General features: G+C 62.3%; 16 protein-coding genes. 10 read left to right on the top strand and 6 right to left on the bottom strand.

Annotated elements, in window-relative coordinates; genetic code table 11:
• The first annotated feature begins 45 nt into the window (after positions 1-45).
• Positions 46-3066 (top strand): FAD-binding and (Fe-S)-binding domain-containing protein, encoded by a 3021-nt coding sequence (locus LOY26_RS19590; RefSeq protein WP_258714014.1) that lies wholly within the window; start codon positions 46-48, stop codon positions 3064-3066.
• A gap of 59 nt (positions 3067-3125) precedes the next feature.
• Here LOY26_RS19590 and LOY26_RS19585 read toward each other — a convergent pair whose 3' ends face one another.
• The 5 genes from LOY26_RS19585 to phhA all read right to left on the bottom strand — a co-directional run bounded on the left by LOY26_RS19585 (position 3126) and on the right by phhA (position 10327).
• Positions 3126-4328 carry an MFS transporter gene (locus tag LOY26_RS19585; protein ID WP_047583456.1) on the bottom strand — a complete coding sequence of 401 codons (1203 nt, stop codon included), beginning with the start codon at positions 4326-4328 and terminating at the stop codon, positions 3126-3128.
• A 103-nt stretch (positions 4329-4431) separates the two neighbouring features.
• The gene (locus tag LOY26_RS19580; protein ID WP_258714013.1) at positions 4432-8631 is read right to left on the bottom strand and encodes a deaminase domain-containing protein; all 4200 of its coding nucleotides are present in this window, start codon (positions 8629-8631) and stop codon (positions 4432-4434) included.
• Between the two features lie 151 nt (positions 8632-8782).
• The gene (locus LOY26_RS19575; protein ID WP_077068497.1) at positions 8783-8911 is read right to left on the bottom strand and encodes a hypothetical protein; all 129 of its coding nucleotides are present in this window, start codon (positions 8909-8911) and stop codon (positions 8783-8785) included.
• Positions 8912-9144: 233 nt separating this feature from the next.
• Positions 9145-9501, bottom strand: coding sequence for a 4a-hydroxytetrahydrobiopterin dehydratase (locus LOY26_RS19570; RefSeq protein WP_258714012.1), 357 nt, complete (start codon positions 9499-9501; stop codon positions 9145-9147).
• A gap of 37 nt (positions 9502-9538) precedes the next feature.
• Complete coding sequence (gene phhA, locus LOY26_RS19565; protein ID WP_033699579.1) at positions 9539-10327, bottom strand: phenylalanine 4-monooxygenase; 789 nt, start codon at positions 10325-10327, stop codon at positions 9539-9541.
• 251 nt (positions 10328-10578) lie between these two features.
• On the opposite strand from phhA, the gene LOY26_RS19560 reads away from it, so the two are divergent.
• A complete protein-coding gene (locus LOY26_RS19560) occupies positions 10579-12138 on the top strand; it encodes a sigma-54-dependent phenylalanine hydroxylase transcriptional regulator PhhR (protein WP_033699577.1) in 1560 nt (519 codons plus the stop codon).
• An 80-nt stretch (positions 12139-12218) separates the two neighbouring features.
• Here the strand turns inward: LOY26_RS19560 and LOY26_RS19555 are convergent, their stop codons facing one another.
• A complete protein-coding gene (locus LOY26_RS19555) occupies positions 12219-12473 on the bottom strand; it encodes a DUF2790 domain-containing protein (protein WP_033699576.1) in 255 nt (84 codons plus the stop codon).
• Positions 12474-12879: 406 nt separating this feature from the next.
• On the opposite strand from LOY26_RS19555, the gene acs reads away from it, so the two are divergent.
• The 8 genes from acs to aruF all read left to right on the top strand — a co-directional run bounded on the left by acs (position 12880) and on the right by aruF (position 22114).
• Entirely contained in the window at positions 12880-14841 is a 1962-nt protein-coding gene (gene acs / locus LOY26_RS19550; protein ID WP_033699574.1) for an acetate--CoA ligase, read from the top strand.
• A gap of 497 nt (positions 14842-15338) precedes the next feature.
• A complete protein-coding gene (locus LOY26_RS19545) occupies positions 15339-16124 on the top strand; it encodes an ABC transporter substrate-binding protein (protein WP_033699573.1) in 786 nt (261 codons plus the stop codon).
• A gap of 88 nt (positions 16125-16212) precedes the next feature.
• On the top strand, positions 16213-16902 hold the full coding sequence (locus LOY26_RS19540; RefSeq protein WP_033699572.1) for an ABC transporter permease: 690 nt from the start codon (positions 16213-16215) through the stop codon (positions 16900-16902).
• The gene (locus LOY26_RS19535) at positions 16899-17597 is read left to right on the top strand and encodes an ABC transporter permease (protein ID WP_186657978.1); all 699 of its coding nucleotides are present in this window, start codon (positions 16899-16901) and stop codon (positions 17595-17597) included. Before LOY26_RS19540 ends, LOY26_RS19535 begins: the two co-directional genes overlap by 4 nt.
• Positions 17598-17619: 22 nt before the next feature.
• On the top strand, positions 17620-18384 hold the full coding sequence (gene aotP / locus LOY26_RS19530; RefSeq protein WP_186657974.1) for an arginine/ornithine transport ATP-binding protein AotP: 765 nt from the start codon (positions 17620-17622) through the stop codon (positions 18382-18384).
• Positions 18385-18486: 102 nt separating this feature from the next.
• A complete protein-coding gene (argR, locus tag LOY26_RS19525) occupies positions 18487-19467 on the top strand; it encodes a transcriptional regulator ArgR (RefSeq protein ID WP_033699568.1) in 981 nt (326 codons plus the stop codon).
• Between the two features lie 264 nt (positions 19468-19731).
• A complete protein-coding gene (locus LOY26_RS19520; RefSeq protein WP_186663958.1) occupies positions 19732-20952 on the top strand; it encodes an acetylornithine transaminase in 1221 nt (406 codons plus the stop codon).
• A 142-nt stretch (positions 20953-21094) separates the two neighbouring features.
• Positions 21095-22114: an arginine/ornithine succinyltransferase subunit alpha gene (gene aruF, locus LOY26_RS19515; RefSeq protein ID WP_047583454.1), complete on the top strand. Its 1020-nt coding sequence runs from the start codon at positions 21095-21097 to the stop codon at positions 22112-22114.
• Positions 22115-22164 lie beyond the last annotated feature (50 nt).

Raw genomic sequence — 22164 nt, 5'->3', positions numbered from 1 at the left:
GACAGGATTTCCGTGAATTAGCCCATATCAAGAGGCCATCCTTCGATGATCGCCCAGCTGCCGACCAGTGCACCGTCCGCGAACTACCCAGAATTCCTCGAAGCCCTGCGCAACAGCGGCTTCCGTGGCCAGATCAGTGCCGATTACGCGACCCGTACGGTGCTGGCCACCGACAACTCGATTTACCAGCGCCTGCCCCAGGCGGCGGTGTTCCCGCGTGACGCCGATGACGTGGCGCGGGTCGCCGCGCTGATGGGAGAGGCGCGCTTTGCGCAGGTCAAGCTGACCCCGCGTGGCGGCGGTACCGGCACCAACGGCCAGTCGCTGACCGACGGCATCGTGGTCGACCTGTCGCGGCACATGAACAGCATCCTCGAAATCAACGTCGAACAGCGTTGGGTACGGGTCCAGGCCGGTGTGGTCAAGGACCAGCTCAATGCCGCGCTCAAGCCCCATGGGCTGTTCTTCGCGCCTGAACTGTCCACCTCCAACCGCGCCACCGTCGGCGGCATGATCAACACCGACGCCAGCGGCCAGGGCAGCTGCACCTACGGCAAGACCCGCGATCACGTGCTCGAATTGCACAGCGTACTGCTCGGCGGCGAACGCCTGCACAGCCTGCCCATCGATGACGCCGCGCTGGCCCAGGCCTGCGCCGCGCCGGGGCGGGTTGGCGAAGTCTATCGGGTGGCCCGCGAAATCCAGGAAACCCAGGCCGAACTGATCGAAAGCACTTTCCCCAAGCTCAACCGCTGCCTGACCGGTTACGACCTGGCGCACCTGCGCGACGAGCAGGGGCGCTTCAACCTCAACAGCGTGCTGTGCGGTGCCGAAGGGTCGCTGGGTTACGTGGTCGAAGCCAAGCTCAATGTGCTGCCGATCCCGAAATACGCGGTACTGGTCAACGTCCGCTACACCAGCTTCATGGATGCCCTGCGTGATGCCAATGCCTTGATGGCGCACAAACCCTTGTCGATCGAAACCGTCGACTCCAAGGTACTGATGCTGGCGATGAAGGACATCGTCTGGCACAGCGTCGCCGAATATTTCCCCGCCGACCCCGAGCGCCCGACCTTGGGTATCAACCTGGTGGAGTTCTGTGGCGATCAGCCTGACGAGGTCAATGCGCGGGTGCAGGCGTTCATCCAGCACCTGCAAAGCGACACCAGCGTCGAGCGCCTTGGGCACACCCTGGCCGAGGGCGCCGAGGCCGTCACCCGCGTCTACACCATGCGCAAACGCTCGGTGGGCCTGCTTGGCAACGTCGAGGGCGAGGTGCGCCCGCAGCCATTCGTCGAAGACACGGCAGTACCGCCAGAGCAACTGGCCGACTATATTGCCGACTTCCGCGCGCTGCTCGACGGCCATGGCCTGGCCTATGGCATGTTCGGCCACGTCGACGCCGGCGTGCTGCACGTGCGCCCGGCGCTGGACATGAAAGACCCGGCCCAGGCCGCACTGGTCAAGCCGATTTCCGATGCCGTGGCGGCGCTGACCCAGCGCTATGGCGGGCTGCTTTGGGGTGAGCACGGCAAGGGCCTGCGTTCGGAGTACGTGCCCGATTACTTTGGCGAACTGTACCCGGCGTTGCAGCGCCTCAAGGGTGCATTCGACCCACGCAACCAGCTCAACCCCGGAAAAATCTGCACACCGCCAGACAGCGCCGAAGGCCTGACCAAGGTCGATGGCGTAACCTTGCGCGGTGACCTCGACCGCACCATCGACGAGCGCGTCTGGCAGAACTTCAGCAGCGCCGTGCACTGCAACGGCAACGGCGCCTGCTACAACTACGACCCCAACGACGCCATGTGCCCGTCGTGGAAGGCCACCCGTGAGCGCCAGCACTCACCCAAGGGCCGTGCCTCGTTGATGCGTGAATGGTTGCGCCTGCAAGGTGCGGCGGATATCGATGTGCTGGCGGCAGCGCGCAACAAGGTGTCCTGGCTCAAGGGCCTGCCGGCGCGGCTGCGCAACAACCGCGGGCGCGACCAGGGGCAGGCAGACTTCTCCCACGAAGTCTACGACGCCATGGCCGGTTGCCTGGCGTGCAAGTCGTGCGCGGGGCAATGCCCGATCAAGGTCAACGTGCCGGACTTCCGCTCGCGTTTCCTCGAGCTCTACCACGGCCGCTACCAGCGCCCGCTGCGTGATTACCTGATCGGCTCGCTGGAGTTCACCATCCCGTACCTGGCGCATGCGCCGGGGCTGTACAACGCGGTAATGGGCTCGAAGTGGGTCAGCAAGCTGCTGGCCGAGAAGGTCGGCATGGTCGACAGCCCGTTGATCAGCCGTTTCAACTTCCAGGCCACCTTGACCCGCTGCCGCGTCGGCGTGGCCAGCGTGCCGGCCCTGCGCGAGCTGACGCCGGCCCAGCGTGAGCGCAGCATCGTACTGGTGCAGGATGCCTTCACCCGTTACTTCGAGACGCCGCTGCTGGCTGCCTTCATCGACCTGGCTCACCGCCTGGGCCACCGGGTATTCCTGGCGCCATACAGTGCCAACGGCAAGCCCTTGCATGTGCAGGGCTTCCTGGGGGCCTTCGCCAAGGCGGCGATCCGCAACGGTACCCAGCTCAAGGCCCTGGCCGATTGCGGCGTGCCGCTGGTGGGGCTGGACCCGGCCATGACCCTGGTGTACCGCCAGGAGTACCAGAAGGTGCCGGGCCTGGAAGGCTGCCCGAACGTGCTGTTGCCGCAGGAGTGGCTGATGGATGTGCTGCCCGAGCAGGCGCCGACCGCACCCGGCAATTTCCGCTTGATGGCCCACTGCACCGAGAAAACCAACGTACCGGCCAGTACCCGGCATTGGGAGCAGGTGTTCGCGCGCCTGGGTCTGAAGCTGGTGACCGAGGCTACCGGTTGCTGCGGCATGTCCGGCACCTACGGGCATGAAGCGCGTAACCAGGCGACTTCACGGACCATCTTCGAGCAGTCCTGGGCGACCAAGCTGGACAAGGAAGGCGAGGCGCTGGCGACAGGTTACTCGTGCCGCAGCCAGGTCAAGCGCATGACCGAGCGGCAGATGCGTCATCCGCTGGAAGTGGTGTTGCAATACGCGCAGCGGTAAACCTGTAAGGCCCTCTTCGCGGTGTTGCCCGCGAAGAGGGCAGTCCAGGCCTTGCAAGCTCAAGCATCCTGGGCCTGTTTGCGGCCATGTCGCGCCTGCCGATACAGGTACAGGCTCAACACCAGCCCGCACCCCGAAGCCCCCGCCGCAAACAAGAACATCGAAGCAAACCCGAACCCCGCCGCCACCGCGCCCACCAACGGCCCGGTAATGCCCAGCGACAAATCGATGAACAGCGAATACGCGCCCACCGCCGCCCCGCGGTTGGCCGCCGACACCTGGTTCACCGCCTCGACCCCTAGTGCCGGGAACACCAGCGAGAAGCCAAAACCACTGAGCGCCGCCCCGGCCAATGCCAGCTCGGCGCTGGGCGCCAGCCACAGCATCAGCAGGCCAAGCGTCTCCACCGCCAGGCAGGCGATCGCCACCCTGAAGCCGCCCAGCCGGTTGATCAGGTTGCCGAACAGCAGCCGCGCACAGATGAAACTGGCCCCGAACAGGCTCAGGGTCAGTGCCGCATTCGCCCAGCCACGGCTGGCGTAGTACAGGGTGATGAAGGTGGCGATGGTGCCAAAGCCGATCGAGCCCAGTGCCAGCCCCGAGCCATGCGGGAACACTTTGCCCAGCACCCGCAGGAACGGCAGGCGCACCCCGCTGACCACTGGCGCGGCGCGCTTCGGCCAGGCCAGCAGCAGGCCGAGCACGCACAACAGGATGATGCTTGCGCCCATGCTCCACAGCCCCAGGCTCTTGACCATCAGCACACCCAGTGGGGCGCCGATGGCCAGCGCGCCGTAGCTGGCGATGCCGTTCCAGGAAATCACCTTGGCCGTGTTTTCGGCGCCCACTCGGCCGATCCCCCAACCAATTGCGCCAGAACCCACCAGGCTTTCGGCGCTGCCCAGCACCAGGCGGCCGACCAGCAGGCAGGTCAAACTCAGCCAGGGCAAGTGGGTGAGGAAGGCGCAGGCCAGCATGAATACGCCGCTGAGCCCGCATCCGGCCAAGCCGTACATCACTGCCTTCTTGCTGCCGAGGTTATCGATGATGCGGCTGGCCGTAGGGCGGCTGAGCAATGTGGCCAGGTACTGCACACTGATCACCAGGCCGGCGATCACGGTGCTGAAGCCCAGGTCGTTATGCACATAACCCGGCAGCACGGCCAGGGGGATGCCGATATTCAGGTAGCCGATGAACGTGAAAAGGACGATGGACACCACCTGCGCGGTGATCGCAAGGTGTGACGTGGATTTGGCGGGCATGGCAGATCCATTGGGCTAGACGGGCGAGAACGGTGTAATCATATCCACCCTGGCCCGGCCTGTGGGCAGGTCTTTGATGAACAAGCCTGCCCACGGCGCACGGTTACTCCTTGTAGTCCACCAGCCAGCTGACACTGAAGGATGCTGCGCCATGGTCCAGTCGCAGCCGCGGCAGCACGTAGCCTCCGCATGAGCGGCAGGTACTGAACAGGGTGAAGACGTATATGCTGCGCACGCTGGCGTGCGTGGCAAGCAGGTCGTCGTTGAGCACTGTGGCGATCAAACGTTCGGAGTCCAGGTGCCTATGATGCTCGACGATATTGAAGTGGTCGGGGCGACGCAATGTGGGCAGCTCAGTAAAGCGGGGGGACGGTGGCTGGCCCTCCATGCGCGCGCGTGCATCGATGTAGGTCACGCGTGTGTGCGGTTCGGCTGGCGGTGTTGGTATGCCTACCTTGCGGTTTTTCCAGCCACCGGACAGCGAAAAGTAGACCCGGCGGCTGCCATCTTCCAGTGTCGCGGTAGCGAAAGCCAGGTTAGCACCAGGCAAGTGTCGGCGAAGTTGCAGCGCGCCAGCTTCGCTGAGTAGTTCGGCCACGCTCATCGGCATGAAGGGCGCGTCGGTGCCGGTGGCGGGCAGCAAGGTATTGAGGACAAGGGCTACGTGATCCTGCTCAGTCAGCGCGGCTTGGCGCAGTGGCCGCCAGGCGGGAATGATTTCCCGGTTCAGACCTGCCAGGTTGAGCTTGGCGACACCGGTGAGGGCATCCTGGGCGTTGGGAGCCGTGAGAATGCTCTTGGCGTATTCCGGCAGCATGCGCGCCTCGGCGGCATCGAGTACTTCCTTGAACACGCTGGGCGCGGGCGGGTGGCTGGCGCGGCTGTGTTCAAGCCAGTCGCGCAGGAGGGCGGTCAGGTTGTCGATGTCACGCTGCAGATTGGGGCGAGTCGCGACGATCCGGTAGGTTTCGCTGACCTGCAGATAACGTTCGATCATCTTGTCGTCGCGCACCCGCGACAGGGTTTGTCGCGTGCTGGAGGGTGGCGTGGGCAGGTCACCTGGCCGCAATGTACCGGCTGCAAGCGCGTTCAACTGGCGTGCTTGCCAGGGCGATATCACCCACTGCGCTGCATAGAAGACGCCGACATCGGCCTCGACGATTATCCAGTCGCGGCTTTGCCACGCGATGATTGCCGCCCTCAACGTGCGGCGGTCGGGCACGGTTCTGGCCAGCCCGCCCAGGCGCACCGGTGGGCAGACGCGGGCGATCAGTTGCACTTGGGCGGCTGAAAACGTTTCGGGCAAGCCAAACCAGAATTCCGCCAAAGGGTCGGCAGTGATGCGTCGGTGGTAAACCGGGGGGGTGATGATGCCCAGGCGAACCTGAGCCTCCAGTGCCTTTATCGGGGCGAGCGGTTTGGACGGCTGGCCGGTGTAGTTCACCACCTTGCCCTCATGCACCATGGCCTGTGTCCAGGCGTCAAACCGGCTGTCGCCTCCGTGCATGCGTATGGGCGCAGGCTCGATACGCACATGCTGGAAGGCATGGCTTACCTGCTGGCCGAACAGGGGGGTATGCGCTTCGTTGGCGGCCGGGGAGAAGCTCAAGGCGATATGCCTGTCACCTTCGTTACGGTACGGCGCGTTTTGCAGGGTTGGGGCAGGTGCAGACGACAACTTCTGGTTGTCGATGCGGCGAAGCGTATTGCTGAGTTCGCCGGGGTGATGGCGATAGGTAGCGCCGTTGATGAGTGTATCCACCTGGCCATCGCTCCTGGCAATTGACAGGGGGCGGGGATGGCCTTGCCACGCCAAAGGTGCATCCGGCGGTGTCAGGCGGTCGCGCATGAACTGGCCGGGGGTCAGGCCGGGCGGGGGCGGCTGATCGAGCCTGAAGTTGTCCGGCCAAGTGGCATGAGTGGGAAGTTCAGGCTGACTGTGCCAGCGCCTGGGCCCAACGGTTCGGGCATAGACCGCAGGCGGCAATTCGGATAACTCGGACCAGCGCCTGGCTGATTTGACCAGCCCTAGGCGCATCGCCTGAGCGGCTTGGCTGTTGGCAGCGGACAGGCGCGCCAGTGGGTTGGCTGCGCGGCGGATCGCACGGGTTGCCGAGCCTGCGCCGGCCACCACGTCCAGTATGCAACTCACTGCATCCTGCCCGTTCTGGGCATCGATGCACGCAGCCCCCGGCACAGTGTGTTTGATCAGCTTCCACAGGTAACCCCAGTTGCTGGTTTGGCGCTTTTCGGCAAGAAATGCCTCGTGTCGCGTGGCGCCTTTGCTGACAGCATGCAACGCTGCGCTGTTACCTAGCCCGACGTATTGGACGTAGGCGTTGGTCAGAGCCTCCAGTCTGTGCTTCGCCGGCGCTTGGATGATGGTGCTCAGGCTGGAATGGAACGTGGCGACATCCCAGGTAGGGGGCGCTTCGTTATAGGCCTGATAGGGCAGTGTCACAATGTCCGAGAGGCGGTGGGCGGCAGCCGAGGGGATGGCGCGCTCGTTCCATGTCAAGCGCTGCGGGAACAGTTCCAGCAACGTGTGGTCGTGTTCACCTTGCAACAAAACCAGCATGCCCAGTGTGCCTACCTCTTGCTGCCAGTGTTCCTCGGGACTGTCACCATAGGGCGGGACCGGGCCAGGTTGCCGATAACGTGGCCAGGTCGCGGCGTAACAGGTCCACGGGCCTTCGCGCAGTGCCTGCAGATAATCTTCCGGTAGATGCCTGAGCAGCCGTTGCATCAGGCCTTCATGGAGTATTCGGGCTGAGGCCAGCCAGCGGTCAAATGCCTCTTCGAACCATTGCGTGACGTCTGGTAGGCCTTTCGCGCTGTAGCGGGTTTGTAGATCGAGATACGCTTCAAGGTGAAGCTGGCCATCGGCGTTGTGCCCGGCCGGGTCGATGTTGGCCGCCTCCAGCAACCTGCACGCTTCGGCAATGCGGTCTGGCTGCTGCTGCAGTTGCGCCACATCCCAGGCAATCAGGTAGTGATCGTAGACCGTGCGCCATTGCTGGGCCGACCACGGCGGCATGTACGCGATGTGACCTTGCAGCGGCCCCCACTGGGCGAGCGTGTCGCGCAGGGCTTCACTGCTGCCAGCGGAGTCTTGGACGGTCTGGCTGAGTATCTGCTCTGCCTGTTCATGGCTCAGCGGGCGCTGCAGGTCGCGCAGCAGCATGACCCCTTGGCGCAGAATGGCCCAGTTCAGGTCGGGCCGATAAGGTATCGCTGTGGGGGTGTCGTCGAGCAGCAGTTCGGGGGCGAAATGGCGCAGCAGTAACTCGGCGGCCAGTTCGGCAACGGCGGGGCGGCAGCCGAGGCTTGCCTGCACACTGTTGGTCAGGTCCAGGCGTATGTCGGCATAGGGCAGCCTCTGGTTCTGCGGGTTGAACAGTTCGAAGTCCAATACATAGCCGGCACGTCGCGCATGCGGTGGGTAGAGCCAATCGGTCATGGCCTGCTCGGCAAGGTCACGGCTGTTGATTGCCTCGGGCAATTGCAGGGCTTGTGCCAGGCGAGCGGCCCACTGGCTGAACGCTTGGGCGTGCAGCAATGCATCCAGTACATGGGCGACGGGGGCATTCAATGCTGCACCCGGCAAGGTGACTTTGCCGTATTGGTTGGGCTCATGGCCGGCTTCGCGTTCACGCAGGGTCGGGGGGCGATAGCGCAGCCCCTGGTAGTAGACGTCTGCCTCAAGTGTCGCGAACAGGTGCTCGGCTGGGTTGGTGCCGGCCGGGGTGGCCAGCAGGTGGTGTGACAAGGCATTGAGGTCCAGGGCATGCGCAAGTTCCACTGTCGTTGCCGGCGCAAGGGGTAGCGGGGCCTCGTCGGGCAGGTCGTTGTGAAGCAGCAGGGCCGCTATGAGGAAGGCGTCACGGCGCTTGTGGCAAAGGTGCCTGGCCCAGAGTGTCTGGGCCAGGCTGCAGCTTTGATAGGCAGCGGCACCCGATGGGCCAGTAAGGTCGTCGGGAAGTGCCCGTGCCACCAAGGTTCTGAAAAAATAGGCACACTCGCCGGTGGCCAAGGGGGTGGCTGGCGGGCGTTTGAAAAAGGCGTTGAGGTGGCTCGCGGCTGCCTGGCTGGCAAAAGCCTGGTTCAGGGCCTCGCGCAACTCATGGTCCTGGAGCTGACGCGGAAACAGGTCGTCGAAGTCGAATGCCCGGTCAAAGTGCAGGCTCAGCGAAGTCTTCAGGTCGAGGGGGCCGGACGTATCATTCGCCAGCAGGATGTCCTGGGCAGTGATCGCCTCTATGCGGCGGCGGTACTCGTCGGGAGCGGGGGAGGGTGAATGCATGGTGCAATCTCCGGTAAGGGAGCCGCAACGATGCATAGCCTGGCAGGTGAGCGGGGGGTAGCAGGCTACTGCCTGAGGCTGAACGGTGTGAAAACGTGTTGACCGCGGTGGCCCGCAGGTCAGCCGTTTTCACACAGTTGTGATGCGCGGTTTATTCCTGATCAGCGCTGGATTGATCGTCACCATCCTGGTCGACGGCAGGCGTCGGCTCGGCGTGGACGGAAACGGTTTGCTCTTCTGGGTTCAGGCTTGGGAAGGGAAGATTCGGGATTTCATGCATCTCGTCGTTCCTCGCAAGTGTGAGTGAAAAGGCTGCGCCAGGCGCGTTTAGGGCTTCGGAAAGCTGGGGCAGGATACAGCAGTCTAGATGACAGTTTGAACTTTTTCCCGTTCGCTTGTCGGGTTTACGGGCGAATAACGGACATTTGTCTTACAAAAAAACGGGGCCGCTGTGCCCCCCCTTCGCGCCGGAACGCCGTATAGGGGGGGGCACAGCGGCCCCGTCTTCAGGTGTTACTTGCGGCCTTCAGTCGACTCGGCAACCTTGTCGGTACGCGCGCACATGATGAAGTCGTTGCGGTGCAGGCCCTTGATCGAGTGGCTCCACCAGGTCACGGTGACTTTGCCCCACTCGGTCAGCAGGCCAGGGTGATGGCCTTCGGCTTCAGCGATTGCACCCACGGCGTTGGTGAAGTCCAGGGCATGCTTGAAGTTCTTGAACTTGAACACGCGCTCCAGCTCCATGTGGCCGTCGCGCACTTCGATGTTCCAGTCCGGGATTTCGCGAATCAGCTCTGCCAGTTCCTCGTCGCTGACTTTCGGTGCATCGGCGCGGCAGGCTTCGCAATGGGCTTGGTTCAAGGCATTCATGATTACTTTTCCAGTTCGAGTTGTTATCAGGGTGGCTTCAGGCAGCAACCTTGGGTGGAAACTTGGGGGCGTGCAGGCCCAGCTGCATGGCCTGCTGAACCATGCCCATGATGTCTTCATGGGCCAGGTCGAACAGCCGCTTGAGGTTGGGCAAGACGAAGTACAGCGGCTGCAGGATGTCGATGCGGTACGGCGTGCGCATCGCCTCTATCGGGTCGAACGCCTGGTGTTCCGGTTCATTCGACAGGCTGTAGACCGTTTCTTTCGGCGAGGAAAGGATGCCGCCGCCATAGATCTTCTGACCTTGCGGGGTCTCCATCAGGCCGAACTCGATAGTCATCCAGTACAGGCGTGCCAGGTACACGCGCTGCTCTTTGCTCGCGGCCAGGCCGAGTTTGCCATAGGTGTGGGTGAACTCGGCGAACCAGGGGTTGGTCAGCAGCGGGCAGTGGCCGAAGATCTCGTGGAAGATGTCCGGTTCCTGCAGGTAGTCCAGTTCTTGCGGGGTGCGGATGAACGTGGCAACCGGGAAGCGCTTGCTGGCCAGCAATTCGAAGAAGGTCTGGAAGGGGATCAGTGCCGGTACGCGGGCGACCTGCCAGCCAGTGGTGGCGCCCAGCACCTTGTTGACCTCGCCCAGTTGCGGGATGCGGTCGTGGGGCAGCTTGAGCTGGTCGATGCCGTCCAGGTATTCCTGGCACGCACGGCCTTCGATGACTTTCAGCTGACGGGTGATCAGCGTATTCCACACCGCATGCTCTTGCTGCGGGTAGTCGATAAAACCATGCGCATCGGGCTCGCGTGCCACGTATTGCGTCTGTTTCATGTGGCTCTCCTGGTGAGGGCTTTTCTTGTTATGTGCTTACCCTAGGAATATCCCCTCATCCGGCAATTTGCACGGGGGTAGGTGTTTCTGTCAGGTGTTGGGTTGGCAGCTGTTCGTAACGAAAATTTTACAAAACGACGCGCGTGACGGAAAATCCGGGGCATAGGGCTGATGGTTTGCCTGTTTTTGTCAGCTTATCTTTACGAATTTTCCGCGCCCAGGTGAAAAACATCGGCGCTTAGAGAGCTCTCATGCGTATCAAAGTGCATTGCCAGAACCGCATCGGCATCCTTCGCGACATCCTCAACCTGTTGGTGGAGTACGGCATCAACGTGCTGCGCGGCGAGGTGGGGGGGGATCATGGCAATGCCATCTACCTGCACTGCCCGAACCTGATCAACCTGCAGTTCCAGGCCCTGCGGCCGAAATTCGAGGCCATTGCCGGGGTGTTTGGCGTCAAGCGCGTGGGTTTGATGCCCAGTGAGCGTCGGCACATGGAGCTGAATGCTTTACTGGGCGCGTTGGACTTCCCTGTGCTGTCGATCGACATGGGCGGCAGCATCGTTGCCGCCAACCGAACGGCGGCGCAGTTGCTCGGGGTGCGCGTCGACGAGGTGCCGGGCATGCCGCTGGCGCGTTATGTCGAAGACTTCGACCTGCCCGAACTGGTGCGGGCCAACAAGTCGCGCATCAACGGCTTGCGAGTCAAGGTCAAGGGCGACGTGTTTCTCGCCGATATCGCGCCGTTGCAATCCGAGCATGACGACAGCGAGGCGCTGGCCGGCGCGGTGCTGACTTTGCACCGCGCCGACCGTATCGGTGAGCGTATCTATAACGTGCGCAAGCAGGAGTTGCGCGGCTTTGACAGTATCTTCCAGAGCTCGCGGGTGATGGCGGCGGTGGTGCGTGAGGCGCGGCGCATGGCGCCCCTGGATGCACCCTTGCTGATCGAAGGCGAGACGGGCACCGGTAAAGAGCTGCTGGCGCGCGCCTGTCACCTGGCCAGCCCGCGTGGGCAGTCGCCGCTGATGGCGCTCAATTGCGCGGGGTTGCCCGAGTCGATGGCCGAGACCGAGCTGTTTGGCTACGGGCCCGGTGCCTTCGAAGGGGCGCGGGCCGAAGGCAAGCTGGGGCTGCTGGAGCTGACGGCTGGCGGTACGCTGTTTCTCGATGGGGTCGGGGAGATGAGCCCGCGGCTGCAGGTGAAGCTGCTTCGTTTTCTGCAGGACGGTTGCTTTCGCCGGGTAGGCAGTGATGAAGAGGTGTACCTGGATGTGCGGGTCATTTGCGCGACCCAGGTGGACTTGTCCGAGTTGTGCGCACGCGGCGAGTTCCGCCAGGACCTGTATCACCGCCTCAATGTGTTGTCTTTGCACATTCCGCCCTTGCGTGAGTGCATGGATGGGCTGGAAGGGCTGGTGCAGCACTTTCTCGATCAGGCCAGCCGACAAATTGGCTGCGCGTTGCCGCGCCTGCTGCCGGCAGCAATGGATAAACTCAGCCAGTACCACTGGCCCGGTAATGTGCGGCAACTGGAAAACGTATTGTTCCAGGCGGTTTCGTTATGTGAAGGCGGTGTGGTTAAAAGCGAGCATATTCGTTTGCCCGATTATGGCGTGCGTCAACCGCTGGGGGAGTTTTCCCTGGAAGGGGACCTTTCGCAGATTGTCGGGCGCTTTGAAAAGGCCGTACTGGAAAGTTTGATGGGGGAATTTACAAGTAGCCGCGCATTGGGCAAAAGATTGGGTGTTTCGCACACGACCATTGCCAACAAGTTGCGTGATTATTCGCTGGGCAAGACGCCAGAATAATAGTCGTCGATGTAAGTTTGAATGGCGTGTGGCAGCGGATTTGCCCGCGAAGGGCCCCAGCGGGGCCCTGATCTCAAGGGTTAGCCGTTAGAGCAGCCATTCCCCATCACGCGGTATTCAAGAATGTGCGTCTGGCCCTTGGAGTCCTCGTAGGTCATGCGGGCGGGCACGACTTCACAGACGTTGGGCACTTCGCTCATGGAGATGACGCGGGCAATGTCCAGGTGCTGCGAATAACTGTACTGTTCAACCGGAATCTGCTCGGCATCGTTTGCTTCGCCGGCCATTGCCGCGCCGCAAAGACTGCCAAGTACCAATACCAGTAAAGCTTTCATTTTCTATTTACCTGTCTAAGGTCGTGAGGGGGTGCGCGGGGTTTGTAACGCCGCACGTGCTGCGGGTTTTAACTATCGAAGTAGAGGGGGATTAACGCTTGCCTTCGTGGGGGCTGTTACCAGAAGTTAATCGCCTTGCCGTTGTTGGCGAGATGAATTTTAGGGGGGCGGCTTGCGCTGAAACAGTAGGCCTTTTGATAAAGTGTTTTGACAGAATCTGTAACAATCACCCCAAAAGCACCCTGCTTTTTTCGGGCCAGGGCTACGAGCCGCTAGCTAGAGCGCTCTGCTCGTACGTCAGTACCAAATTCGGCCGCTTTACTACCAACGTCGAATGGCTTTTGTCGCTCTGGTACAGTTACAAACGGTTCCATACAAAAACAACTATTACACCGAGGTAACACAGATGAGTGCGGCTCCACTGTATCCCGTTCGTCCCGAGGTTGCGGCCACTACCCTGACCGACGAGGCCACCTACAAGGCCATGTACCAGCAATCGGTGATCAACCCGGACGGCTTCTGGCGCGAGCAGGCCCAGCGTCTGGACTGGATCAAGCCGTTTACCAAGGTCAAGCAGACCTCCTTCGATGACCACCATGTCGATATCAAGTGGTTTGCCGATGGCACTCTGAACGTTTCCTCCAACTGCCTGGACCGCCACCTTGAAGAGCGTGGCGACCAGTTGGCGATCATCTGGGAAGGCGACGACCCTTCCGAGCACCGCAACATCACCTACCGCGAGCTCCACGAGCAGGTCTGCAAGTTTGCCAACGCCTTGCGTGGCCAGGACGTGCACCGCGGCGACGTGGTGACCATCTACATGCCGATGATCCCCGAGGCCGTGGTCGCCATGCTGGCCTGTGCCCGCATCGGTGCAATCCACTCGGTGGTATTCGGCGGCTTCTCCCCCGAGGCGCTGGCCGGCCGAATCATCGACTGCAAGTCCAAGGTAGTGATCACCGCCGACGAAGGCTTGCGCGGCGGCCGTCGTACCCCGCTCAAGGGCAACGTCGACCTGGCCCTGACCAACCCTGAAACCAACAGCGTGCAGAAGATCATCGTGTGCAAGCGCACCGGTGGCGAGATTGCCTGGCACCAGCACCGCGACATCTGGTACGAAGACCTGATGAAAGTGGCTTCCAGCCACTGCGCGCCGAAAGAAATGGGTGCCGAGGAAGCGCTGTTCATCCTTTATACCTCCGGCTCCACCGGCAAGCCCAAGGGCGTGCTGCACACCACGGGGGGTTACCTGGTGTATGCCGCGCTGACCCATGAGCGGGTGTTCGACTACCGCCCGGGTGAGGTCTACTGGTGCACCGCAGACGTGGGCTGGGTCACCGGCCACAGCTACATCGTCTACGGCCCGCTGGCCAACGGCGCCACCACCTTGCTGTTCGAGGGTGTGCCGAACTACCCGGACATCACCCGGGTGTCGAAAATCATCGACAAGCACAAGGTCAACATCCTCTACACCGCGCCTACCGCGATTCGCGCCATGATGGCCGAAGGGCAGGCGGCCGTTGACGGCGCCGATGGTTCCAGCCTGCGCCTGCTGGGTTCGGTCGGCGAGCCGATCAACCCCGAGGCATGGAACTGGTACTACAAGGCGGTCGGCAAAGAGCGTTGCCCGATCGTCGATACCTGGTGGCAGACCGAAACTGGCGGCATCCTGATCAGCCCGTTGCCAGGCGCCACCGGCCTCAAGCCGGGTTCGGCAACCCGTCCGTTCTTCGGTGTGGTGCCGGCGCTGGTGGACAACCTGGGCAACCTCATCGATGGCGCCGCCGAAGGCAACCTGGTGATCCTCGATTCCTGGCCGGGCCAGTCGCGTTCGCTGTATGGCGATCACGACCGTTTCGTCGACACCTACTTCAAGACCTTCCGTGGCATGTACTTCACCGGTGACGGCGCGCGCCGCGACGAGGATGGTTACTACTGGATCACCGGCCGTGTGGATGACGTGCTCAACGTGTCCGGCCACCGCATGGGCACTGCCGAAATCGAAAGTGCCATGGTTGCCCACGCCAAGGTTGCCGAGGCGGCCGTGGTGGGTGTGCCGCACGACATCAAGGGGCAGGGCATCTATGTCTATGTCACCCTCAATGCCGGCGTGGAGCCCAGCGAGCAACTGCGCCTGGAGCTGAAAAACTGGGTGCGCAAGGAGATCGGGCCGATTGCTTCGCCGGACGTGATCCAGTGGGCGCCTGGGCTGCCGAAGACCCGCTCGGGCAAGATCATGCGGCGTATCCTGCGCAAGATCGCCACGGCGGAGTACGGCTCATTGGGGGATATCTCGACCCTGGCCGACCCGGGTGTGGTACAGCACCTGATCGACACGCACAAAGCGATGAACCTGGCTTCGGCGTGATGCGCAGGGGGTTGTGGCACGCCCCCCTGAGGCCCTGATAAAAACCCCGCTCGGGCAACCGGCGGGGTTTTTGCTTTACTGTTACCGACATTCATCGGTAACTCTTCTGTCACCTTGGGTGATCGCAAACGGGGCGCGAGGAAACAGTTCGGCCCACTTTCGGTGCATTTTTGCAGGCATTTTTGCCTGGGTGGTACGCTGCACTTGCCGTGACACAAGGCTTTGCCAATAATAGGCCCAGTATTTGCTAGTTCAATGGGTTCTAATTCTTGCGCTCTTGCATATCTTGCAATGGCTGTCAACATCGCCCGCAGCGGTTTCAAGCGCTTCTGTAAGTAGTTGTCGCTTTGAAGAAATATCGACTACCGGGCTGTCGTTAAAATGCCACTCACTCGCTCGTGGTCTCCGACCGACCCTGCGCGGCTCGCGTTGTACCCATTCGCATATCGGGCAGCCGTTACCTGCCTTGTATTGCCCCGTACCGATGGAGTTACCTGATGAAGAAGCTCGCACTGCTTGGCGCCCTGGCGCTGTCCGTGTTTTCCCTGGTGTCGCAGGCCGATGAAAAACCATTGAAAATCGGTATCGAAGCCGCCTACCCACCCTTTGCCTTCAAGCAGCCCGACGGCAGCATTGCCGGTTTCGACTACGACATCGGCAATGCCCTGTGTGAAGAGATGAAAGCCAAGTGCACCTGGGTCGAGCAAGAGTTCGACGGCCTGATCCCGGCACTGAAGGTGCGCAAGATCGACGCGATTCTGTCGTCCATGTCGATTACCGAAGACCGCAAGAAGTCGGTCGACTTCACCAACCGCTACTACCTGACCCCAGCACGCCTGGTGATGAAGGAAGGCACCACCGTCAGCGACAGCCTGGGCGAACTGCAGGGCAAGAAGATCGGCGTGCAGCGCGGCTCGATCCATGACCGCTTCGCCAAGGAAGTGCTGGGCGCCAAAGGTGCCACCGTGGTTCCTTACGGCACCCAGAACGAAATCTACCTGGATGTGGCTGCCGGCCGCCTCGATGGCACGGTGGCTGACGCCACCCTGCTGGAAGACGGCTTCCTGAAAACTGACGCAGGCAAAGGCTTCGCCTTCGTTGGCCCAGCGTTCACCGACGCCAAGTACTTCGGCGACGGCATTGGCATTGCCGTGCGCAAGGGTGACAAGGCCAACGTCGACCGCATCAACGCGGCCATCGACGCCATCCGTGCCAATGGCAAGTACAAAGAAATCGAGAAGAAGTACTTCAACTTCGACATCTACGGTCCAGACTCGAACTAAGACGTCGGGTTTCACCTGTGCAATGGTGCAAACAGCAGAGGCTCTGAGGTTTGCACCATTTTTCATTCTTTAGGTCGAGGACCTCATCATGTTGAAAGGCTACGGGGCAGTCATCCTCGACGGGGCGTGGCTGACGCTGCAGCTCGCCCTGTCGTCGATGGCCCTGGCCATCGTGCTCGGCCTGATTGGCGTGGCGCTGCGCTTGTCGCCGGTGCGCTGGCTGGCCTGGTTGGGCGATATGTATGCCACGGTGATCCGTGGTATTCCGGATTTGGTACTGATCCTGCTGATCTTCTACGGCGGGCAGGACATCATCAACCGGGTAGCGCCGCTGTTTGGCTACGAAGACTACATCGACCTGAACCCGCTGGCTGCGGGCATCGGCACCTTGGGCTTCATCTTTGGCGCGTACCTGTCGGAAACCTTCCGCGGCGCCTTCCTCGGCATCCCCAAGGGTCAGGCCGAAGCCGGCGTGGCCTATGGCATGAGCAACCTTCAGGTGTTCTTCCGCATCCAGGTGCCACAGATGATCCGCCTGGCCATTCCGGGCTTCACCAACAACTGGCTGGTGCTGACCAAGGCCACGGCGCTGATCTCGGTGGTCGGCCTGCAGGACATGATGTTCAAAGCCAAGCAGGCGGCTGACGCCACCCGCGAACCCTTCACCTTCTTTCTGGCGGTGGCGGCCATGTACCTGGTGCTGACCAGTGTCTCGCTGCTGGCCTTGAAGTATCTTGAAAAACGCTACTCGGTGGGCGTCAAGGTGGTTGAACTATGATCTTCGACTACAACGTGGTGTGGGAGGCCATGCCGCTGTACCTCGGCGGGCTGCTGACCACCCTCAAGCTGCTGGCGCTGTCGCTGTTCTTCGGCCTGCTCGCAGCGGTTCCGCTGGGCTTGATGCGGGTGTCCAAGCAGCCGCTGGTTAACCTCAGTGCCTGGCTGTACACCTATGTGATTCGCGGCACGCCGATGCTGGTGCAGCTGTTTCTGATCTACTACGGCCTGGCCCAGTTCGAAGCGGTGCGCGCGAGTATCTTCTGGCCGATGCTGTCCAGTGCCACCTTCTGCGCCTGCCTGGCCTTTGCCGTCAACACCAGTGCCTACACCGCAGAGATCATCGCCGGCAGCCTCAAGGCCACGCCCCATGGCGAGATCGAGGCAGCCAAGGCCATGGGCATGTCGCGCTTCAAGATGTACCGGCGCATCCTGCTGCCGTCGGCCTTGCGCCGGGCGCTGCCGCAGTACAGCAACGAAGTGATCATGATGCTGCAGACCACCAGCCTTGCCTCGATCGTTACCCTGATCGACATCACTGGCGCGGCGCGCACGGTCAATGCCCAGTACTACCTGCCTTTCGAGGCCTACATCACGGCGGGCGTGTTCTACCTGTGCCTGACCTTCATCCTGGTGCGCCTGTTCAAGATGGCCGAACGCCGCTGGCTCGGCTACCTGGCGCCGCGCAAGCACTGACCGCTCTGTGAGAATCGACAGCATGTACAAACTCGAAGTCCAAGACCTGCACAAGCGTTACGGCAGCCATGAAGTGCTCAAGGGCGTGTCCCTGGCGGCCAAGGCTGGCGATGTGATCAGCATCATCGGCTCCAGCGGTTCGGGCAAGTCGACCTTCCTGCGCTGCATCAACCTGCTCGAGCAGCCCCACGCCGGCAAGATCCTGCTCAACAACGAAGAGTTAAAGCTGGTCGCCGGCAAGGATGGCGCACTCAAGGCGGCCGACCCGCGTCAGTTGCAGCGCATGCGCTCGCGCCTGTCGATGGTGTTTCAGCATTTCAACCTGTGGTCGCACATGACTGCGCTGGAAAACGTCATCGAGGCCCCCGTGCACGTGCTCGGGATGAACAAGAAAGAGGCCCTGGAAAAGGCCGAGCACTACCTGGCCAAAGTCGGTGTCGCCCACCGCAAGGATGCCTTCCCGGGGCACATGTCCGGTGGCGAGCAGCAGCGCGTGGCGATTGCCCGTGCCCTGGCCGTGGAGCCTGAGGTGATGCTGTTCGACGAACCGACCTCGGCGCTCGACCCCGAGCTGGTGGGTGATGTGCTCAAGGTCATGCAGGCACTGGCCCAGGAAGGCCGGACCATGGTGGTGGTGACCCACGAGATGGGCTTTGCCCGCGAGGTGTCGAACCAGTTGGTATTCCTGCACAAGGGCCTGGTGGAAGAGACCGGTTGCCCGCGCGAGGTGCTGGCCAACCCGCAATCGGAGCGGCTCAAGCAGTTCCTCTCCGGCAGCCTCAAGTAAAGAACGCTGCATCTTTGCACCAGAATAGGGCATGCTGCGCAGCGAGCGCAGCCTGACCCTGCGCCACAGACTCGAACGACCCCAGGTTTCGGACCGCACCCTATGACCACCCAGCGAATCGGTTTTCTCATCTGGCCCAGCACCAAGCCCTTGACCCTGGCGCTGGCCGAGGAAGTGTTGCAGGTGGCCCAGCGGGTGCATCCGGATGTGGTCTACGAATTGGCCTTTCTTCAGGCCGAGCCTGCCGTTGAGGGTGCCTGGCGCCTGCCGGGCGAGCCGTGGAATGGCCGCCTGGAGGGCTGTCAGAAGCTCTTGTTGCTGGCCGACGAGCCACCGCAGGCCGTCGGCTCGGTGCTGTCGACCGCGCTCAAGCAGCAGGCGCGAAGTGGTTGCGTGATCGGCGGCTTGTCGGCCGGTGTGTATCCGCTGGCCCAGCTTGGCCTGCTCGACGGTTATCGTGCGGCGGTGCACTGGCGCTGGCAGGACGATTTTGCCGAGCGCTTCCCCAAGGTCATCGCCACCAGCCACCTGTTCGACTGGGACCGTGACCGCCTGACCGCCTGTGGTGGTATGGCGGTGACTGATCTGTTGCTGGCCGTGCTGGCCCGTGATCATGGTGCGGAGCTGGCGGGGGCGGTGTCTGAAGAACTGGTGGTCGAGCGTATCCGCGAGGGGGGCGAGCGTCAGCGTATTCCGTTGCAGAACCGCCTGGGCTCCAGCCACCCCAAGCTGACCCAGGCCGTATTGCTGATGGAAGCCAATATCGAAGAGCCGCTGACCACCGACGAGATCGCTCAGCATGTGTGCGTGTCGCGTCGGCAGCTGGAGCGCATCTTCAAGCAGTACCTGAACCGGGTACCCAGCCAGTATTACCTCGAGCTGCGGCTTAACAAAGCGCGGCAGATGCTGATGCAGACCAGCAAGTCGATCATCCAGATCGGCTTATCGTGCGGGTTCTCCTCGGGGCCGCATTTTTCCAGTGCGTACCGCAATTTCTTTGGCGCGACGCCGCGTGAAGACCGCAACCAGCGGCGTAACAGCAGCCCGTTCGAGTTGAGTTCGGCGCCCGCCGAGAAGGGTTGACGCTTGTCTGACGGTGCAGGCCCCACGAATGGGTCGGTGCCGGCAGCATCCAATCCCGGTGTGAACACCCGTTCACCCAGCCACCCACTCCCGTTACACTGCGCGATTGCGACAGTGTTTGTCGCATTGCCGAAAGCCTGGGTAAAACAGGGTTTTGCGCTGTAACAAGTTGTCGCTTGGCCGCAAGGACAGGCGCCCATCAGTCCTTACAATCCCCCCATCGCTCGCCACTTCCAGGCCAGCGTTCCTCTTCAGGAGACTCAGATGTCCGTTGAGCAAGCCCCGGTGCAACGTGCCGATTTCGACCAGGTCATGGTCCCCAACTATTCGCCGGCGGCCTTCATTCCTGTGCGAGGCGAGGGTTCCCGAGTCTGGGACCAGTCGGGTCGCGAGCTGATCGACTTCGCTGGCGGTATCGCCGTCAACGCCCTGGGTCACTGCCATCCGGCACTGGTCAAGGCACTGACCGAGCAGGCCAACACCCTCTGGCACGTATCCAACGTATTCACCAACGAGCCGGCGCTGCGCCTGGCCCACAAACTGGTGGACGCGACGTTTGCCGACCGAGCCTTCTTCTGCAACTCCGGTGCCGAAGCCAACGAGGCCGCCTTCAAGCTGGCCCGTCGCGTTGCCCATGACCGTTTCGGCCCTGAAAAGCACGAAATCATCGCCACCGTGAACAGCTTCCACGGGCGCACCCTGTTCACCGTCAGCGTCGGCGGCCAGCCGAAGTACTCCGACGGCTTCGGGCCGAAGATCACCGGCATCAGCCATGTGCCGTACAACGACCTGGAAGCGCTCAAGGCACAGATTTCCGACAAGACCTGCGCCGTGGTGATCGAGCCGATCCAGGGCGAGAGCGGTGTGGTCCCGGCCGACAAGGCTTACCTGGAAGGCGCACGCAAGCTGTGCGATGAGCACAATGCACTGCTGATCTTCGACGAAGTGCAGACCGGCGTCGGCCGTACTGGTTCGCTGTACGCCTATCAGCACTACGGTGTGACCCCCGACATCCTGACCAGCGCCAAGAGCCTGGGCGGCGGTTTCCCGATCGGCGCCATGCTGACCACCACCGAGCTGGCCAAGCACCTGGCTGTCGGCACCCACGGCACCACCTATGGTGGCAACCCGCTGGGCTGCGCCGTTGCCTGCGCCGTGCTGGACGTGATCAACACCCCGCAAACCCTGGCCGGTATCAAGGCCAAGCACGAGCGTTTCAAGGCCCGTCTGGAGCAGATCGGGCAGAAGTACAGCCTGTTCACCCAGGTGCGTGGCGTTGGCCTGCTGATTGGCTGCGTGTTGACCGACGCCTGGAAGGGCAAGGCCAAGGACGTGCTCAACGCCGCCGAGAAAGAAGGGGTGATGGTGCTGCAAGCCGGCCCGGACGTGGTGCGTTTCGCGCCTAGCCTGGTGGTTGAAGACGCCGACATCGATGAAGGCCTGGACCGCTTCGAACGCGCCGTGGCCACACTGACCCAGGGCTGATAAGCCTGCGGTCCTGTCGTCGGCCCAGAAGGGGCCGGCGATACCTGAATTCCAGCGCGGGCGCGTGCTTGCAGTGTCAATCGCGCGCCCGCCGTTTTTTCGTGCCGCCTTAAGCGGCCCGCTTTACCAAAGGAGTGACACCATGCTGGTGATGCGCCCCGCGCAAATGGCTGACCTGAACGAAGTGCAGCGCATGGCTGCCGACAGCCCCATTGGTGTCACCTCGCTGCCGGACGATTCTGCCCGTCTGGGCGACAAGATCGCCGCGTCGGAAACCTCCTTCGCCGCCGAGGTCAGCTTCAATGGCGAAGAAAGCTACTTCTTCGTGCTCGAAGACAGCGTCACCGGCAAGCTTGCCGGCTGTTCGGCCATCGTCGCCTCGGCCGGCTACTCCGAGCCGTTCTACAGTTTCCGTAACGAGACCTTCGTGCACGCCTCGCGCGAGCTGAAGATCCACAACAAGATCCATGTCCTGTCGCTGTGCCATGACTTGACCGGCAACAGCCTGCTGACCAGCTTCTACGTCTTGCCTGAACTGGTCGGCAGTGGCTGGGCCGAGCTCAACTCGCGTGGCCGCCTGCTGTTCATGGCCGCGCACCCGGAGCGCTTCGCCGACTCGGTGGTGACCGAGATCGTTGGCTACAGCGATGATCAGGGCGAATCGCCATTCTGGGATGCCATAGGGCGCAATTTCTTCGACCTCAACTACGCCGACGCCGAGCGCCTGTGCGGGTTGAAGAGCCGCACGTTCCTGGCCGAGCTGATGCCGCACTACCCGATCTATGTGCCGCTGCTGCCCGACGAAGCCCAGGAAGCCATGGGCCAGGTTCATCCGCGGGCGCAGATCACCTTCGACATCCTGATGCGTGAAGGTTTCGAGACCGAGCACTACATCGACATCTTCGACGGCGGGCCGACCTTGCATGCGCGGGCTTCGGGCATTCGCTCGATTGCCCAGAGCCGTGTGGTGCCGGTCAAGCTTGAAGATGCCCCGGTCAAGGGCGGGCGCCCGTACTTGGTGTGCAACGGCCAGTTGCAGGACTACCGTGCAGTGTTGCTGGAGCTCGACTGGGTGCCCGGCAAACCGGTCAGCCTGGGGCGCGATGCGGCCGACGCCCTGGGCATTGGTGAGGGTGGCAGTGTGCGTCTGGTTGCCGTCTGAGGCGCGAGCCTGCGCAGACCGCTCGTAACAGCAAGCTCGAAACGAAGCGT

The sequence above is a fragment of the Pseudomonas sp. B21-047 genome (assembly GCF_024748775.1).
GTDB lineage: Bacteria > Pseudomonadota > Gammaproteobacteria > Pseudomonadales > Pseudomonadaceae > Aquipseudomonas > Aquipseudomonas capeferrum.
This window is presented reverse-complemented; position numbering and strand designations above follow the sequence as displayed.

What these genes read in the sequence shown, in the direction of transcription:
- argR (WP_033699568.1), top strand. Translation starts at nt 18,487, where the DNA reads ATGACCACCCAGCGAATCGGTTTTCTCATCTGGCCCAGCACCAAGCCC.
- acs (WP_033699574.1), top strand. Translation starts at nt 12,880, where the DNA reads ATGAGTGCGGCTCCACTGTATCCCGTTCGTCCCGAGGTTGCGGCCACT.
- LOY26_RS19560 (WP_033699577.1), top strand. Translation starts at nt 10,579, where the DNA reads ATGCGTATCAAAGTGCATTGCCAGAACCGCATCGGCATCCTTCGCGAC.
- LOY26_RS19570 (WP_258714012.1), bottom strand. Translation starts at nt 9,501, where the DNA reads ATGAATGCCTTGAACCAAGCCCATTGCGAAGCCTGCCGCGCCGATGCA.
- LOY26_RS19520 (WP_186663958.1), top strand. Translation starts at nt 19,732, where the DNA reads ATGTCCGTTGAGCAAGCCCCGGTGCAACGTGCCGATTTCGACCAGGTC.
- LOY26_RS19535 (WP_186657978.1), top strand. Translation starts at nt 16,899, where the DNA reads ATGATCTTCGACTACAACGTGGTGTGGGAGGCCATGCCGCTGTACCTC.
- aruF (WP_047583454.1), top strand. Translation starts at nt 21,095, where the DNA reads ATGCTGGTGATGCGCCCCGCGCAAATGGCTGACCTGAACGAAGTGCAG.
- LOY26_RS19555 (WP_033699576.1), bottom strand. Translation starts at nt 12,473, where the DNA reads ATGAAAGCTTTACTGGTATTGGTACTTGGCAGTCTTTGCGGCGCGGCA.
- LOY26_RS19540 (WP_033699572.1), top strand. Translation starts at nt 16,213, where the DNA reads ATGTTGAAAGGCTACGGGGCAGTCATCCTCGACGGGGCGTGGCTGACG.
- LOY26_RS19575 (WP_077068497.1), bottom strand. Translation starts at nt 8,911, where the DNA reads ATGCATGAAATCCCGAATCTTCCCTTCCCAAGCCTGAACCCAGAAGAG.
- phhA (WP_033699579.1), bottom strand. Translation starts at nt 10,327, where the DNA reads ATGAAACAGACGCAATACGTGGCACGCGAGCCCGATGCGCATGGTTTT.
- LOY26_RS19545 (WP_033699573.1), top strand. Translation starts at nt 15,339, where the DNA reads ATGAAGAAGCTCGCACTGCTTGGCGCCCTGGCGCTGTCCGTGTTTTCC.
- aotP (WP_186657974.1), top strand. Translation starts at nt 17,620, where the DNA reads ATGTACAAACTCGAAGTCCAAGACCTGCACAAGCGTTACGGCAGCCAT.
- LOY26_RS19580 (WP_258714013.1), bottom strand. Translation starts at nt 8,631, where the DNA reads ATGCATTCACCCTCCCCCGCTCCCGACGAGTACCGCCGCCGCATAGAG.
- LOY26_RS19590 (WP_258714014.1), top strand. Translation starts at nt 46, where the DNA reads ATGATCGCCCAGCTGCCGACCAGTGCACCGTCCGCGAACTACCCAGAA.
- LOY26_RS19585 (WP_047583456.1), bottom strand. Translation starts at nt 4,328, where the DNA reads ATGCCCGCCAAATCCACGTCACACCTTGCGATCACCGCGCAGGTGGTG.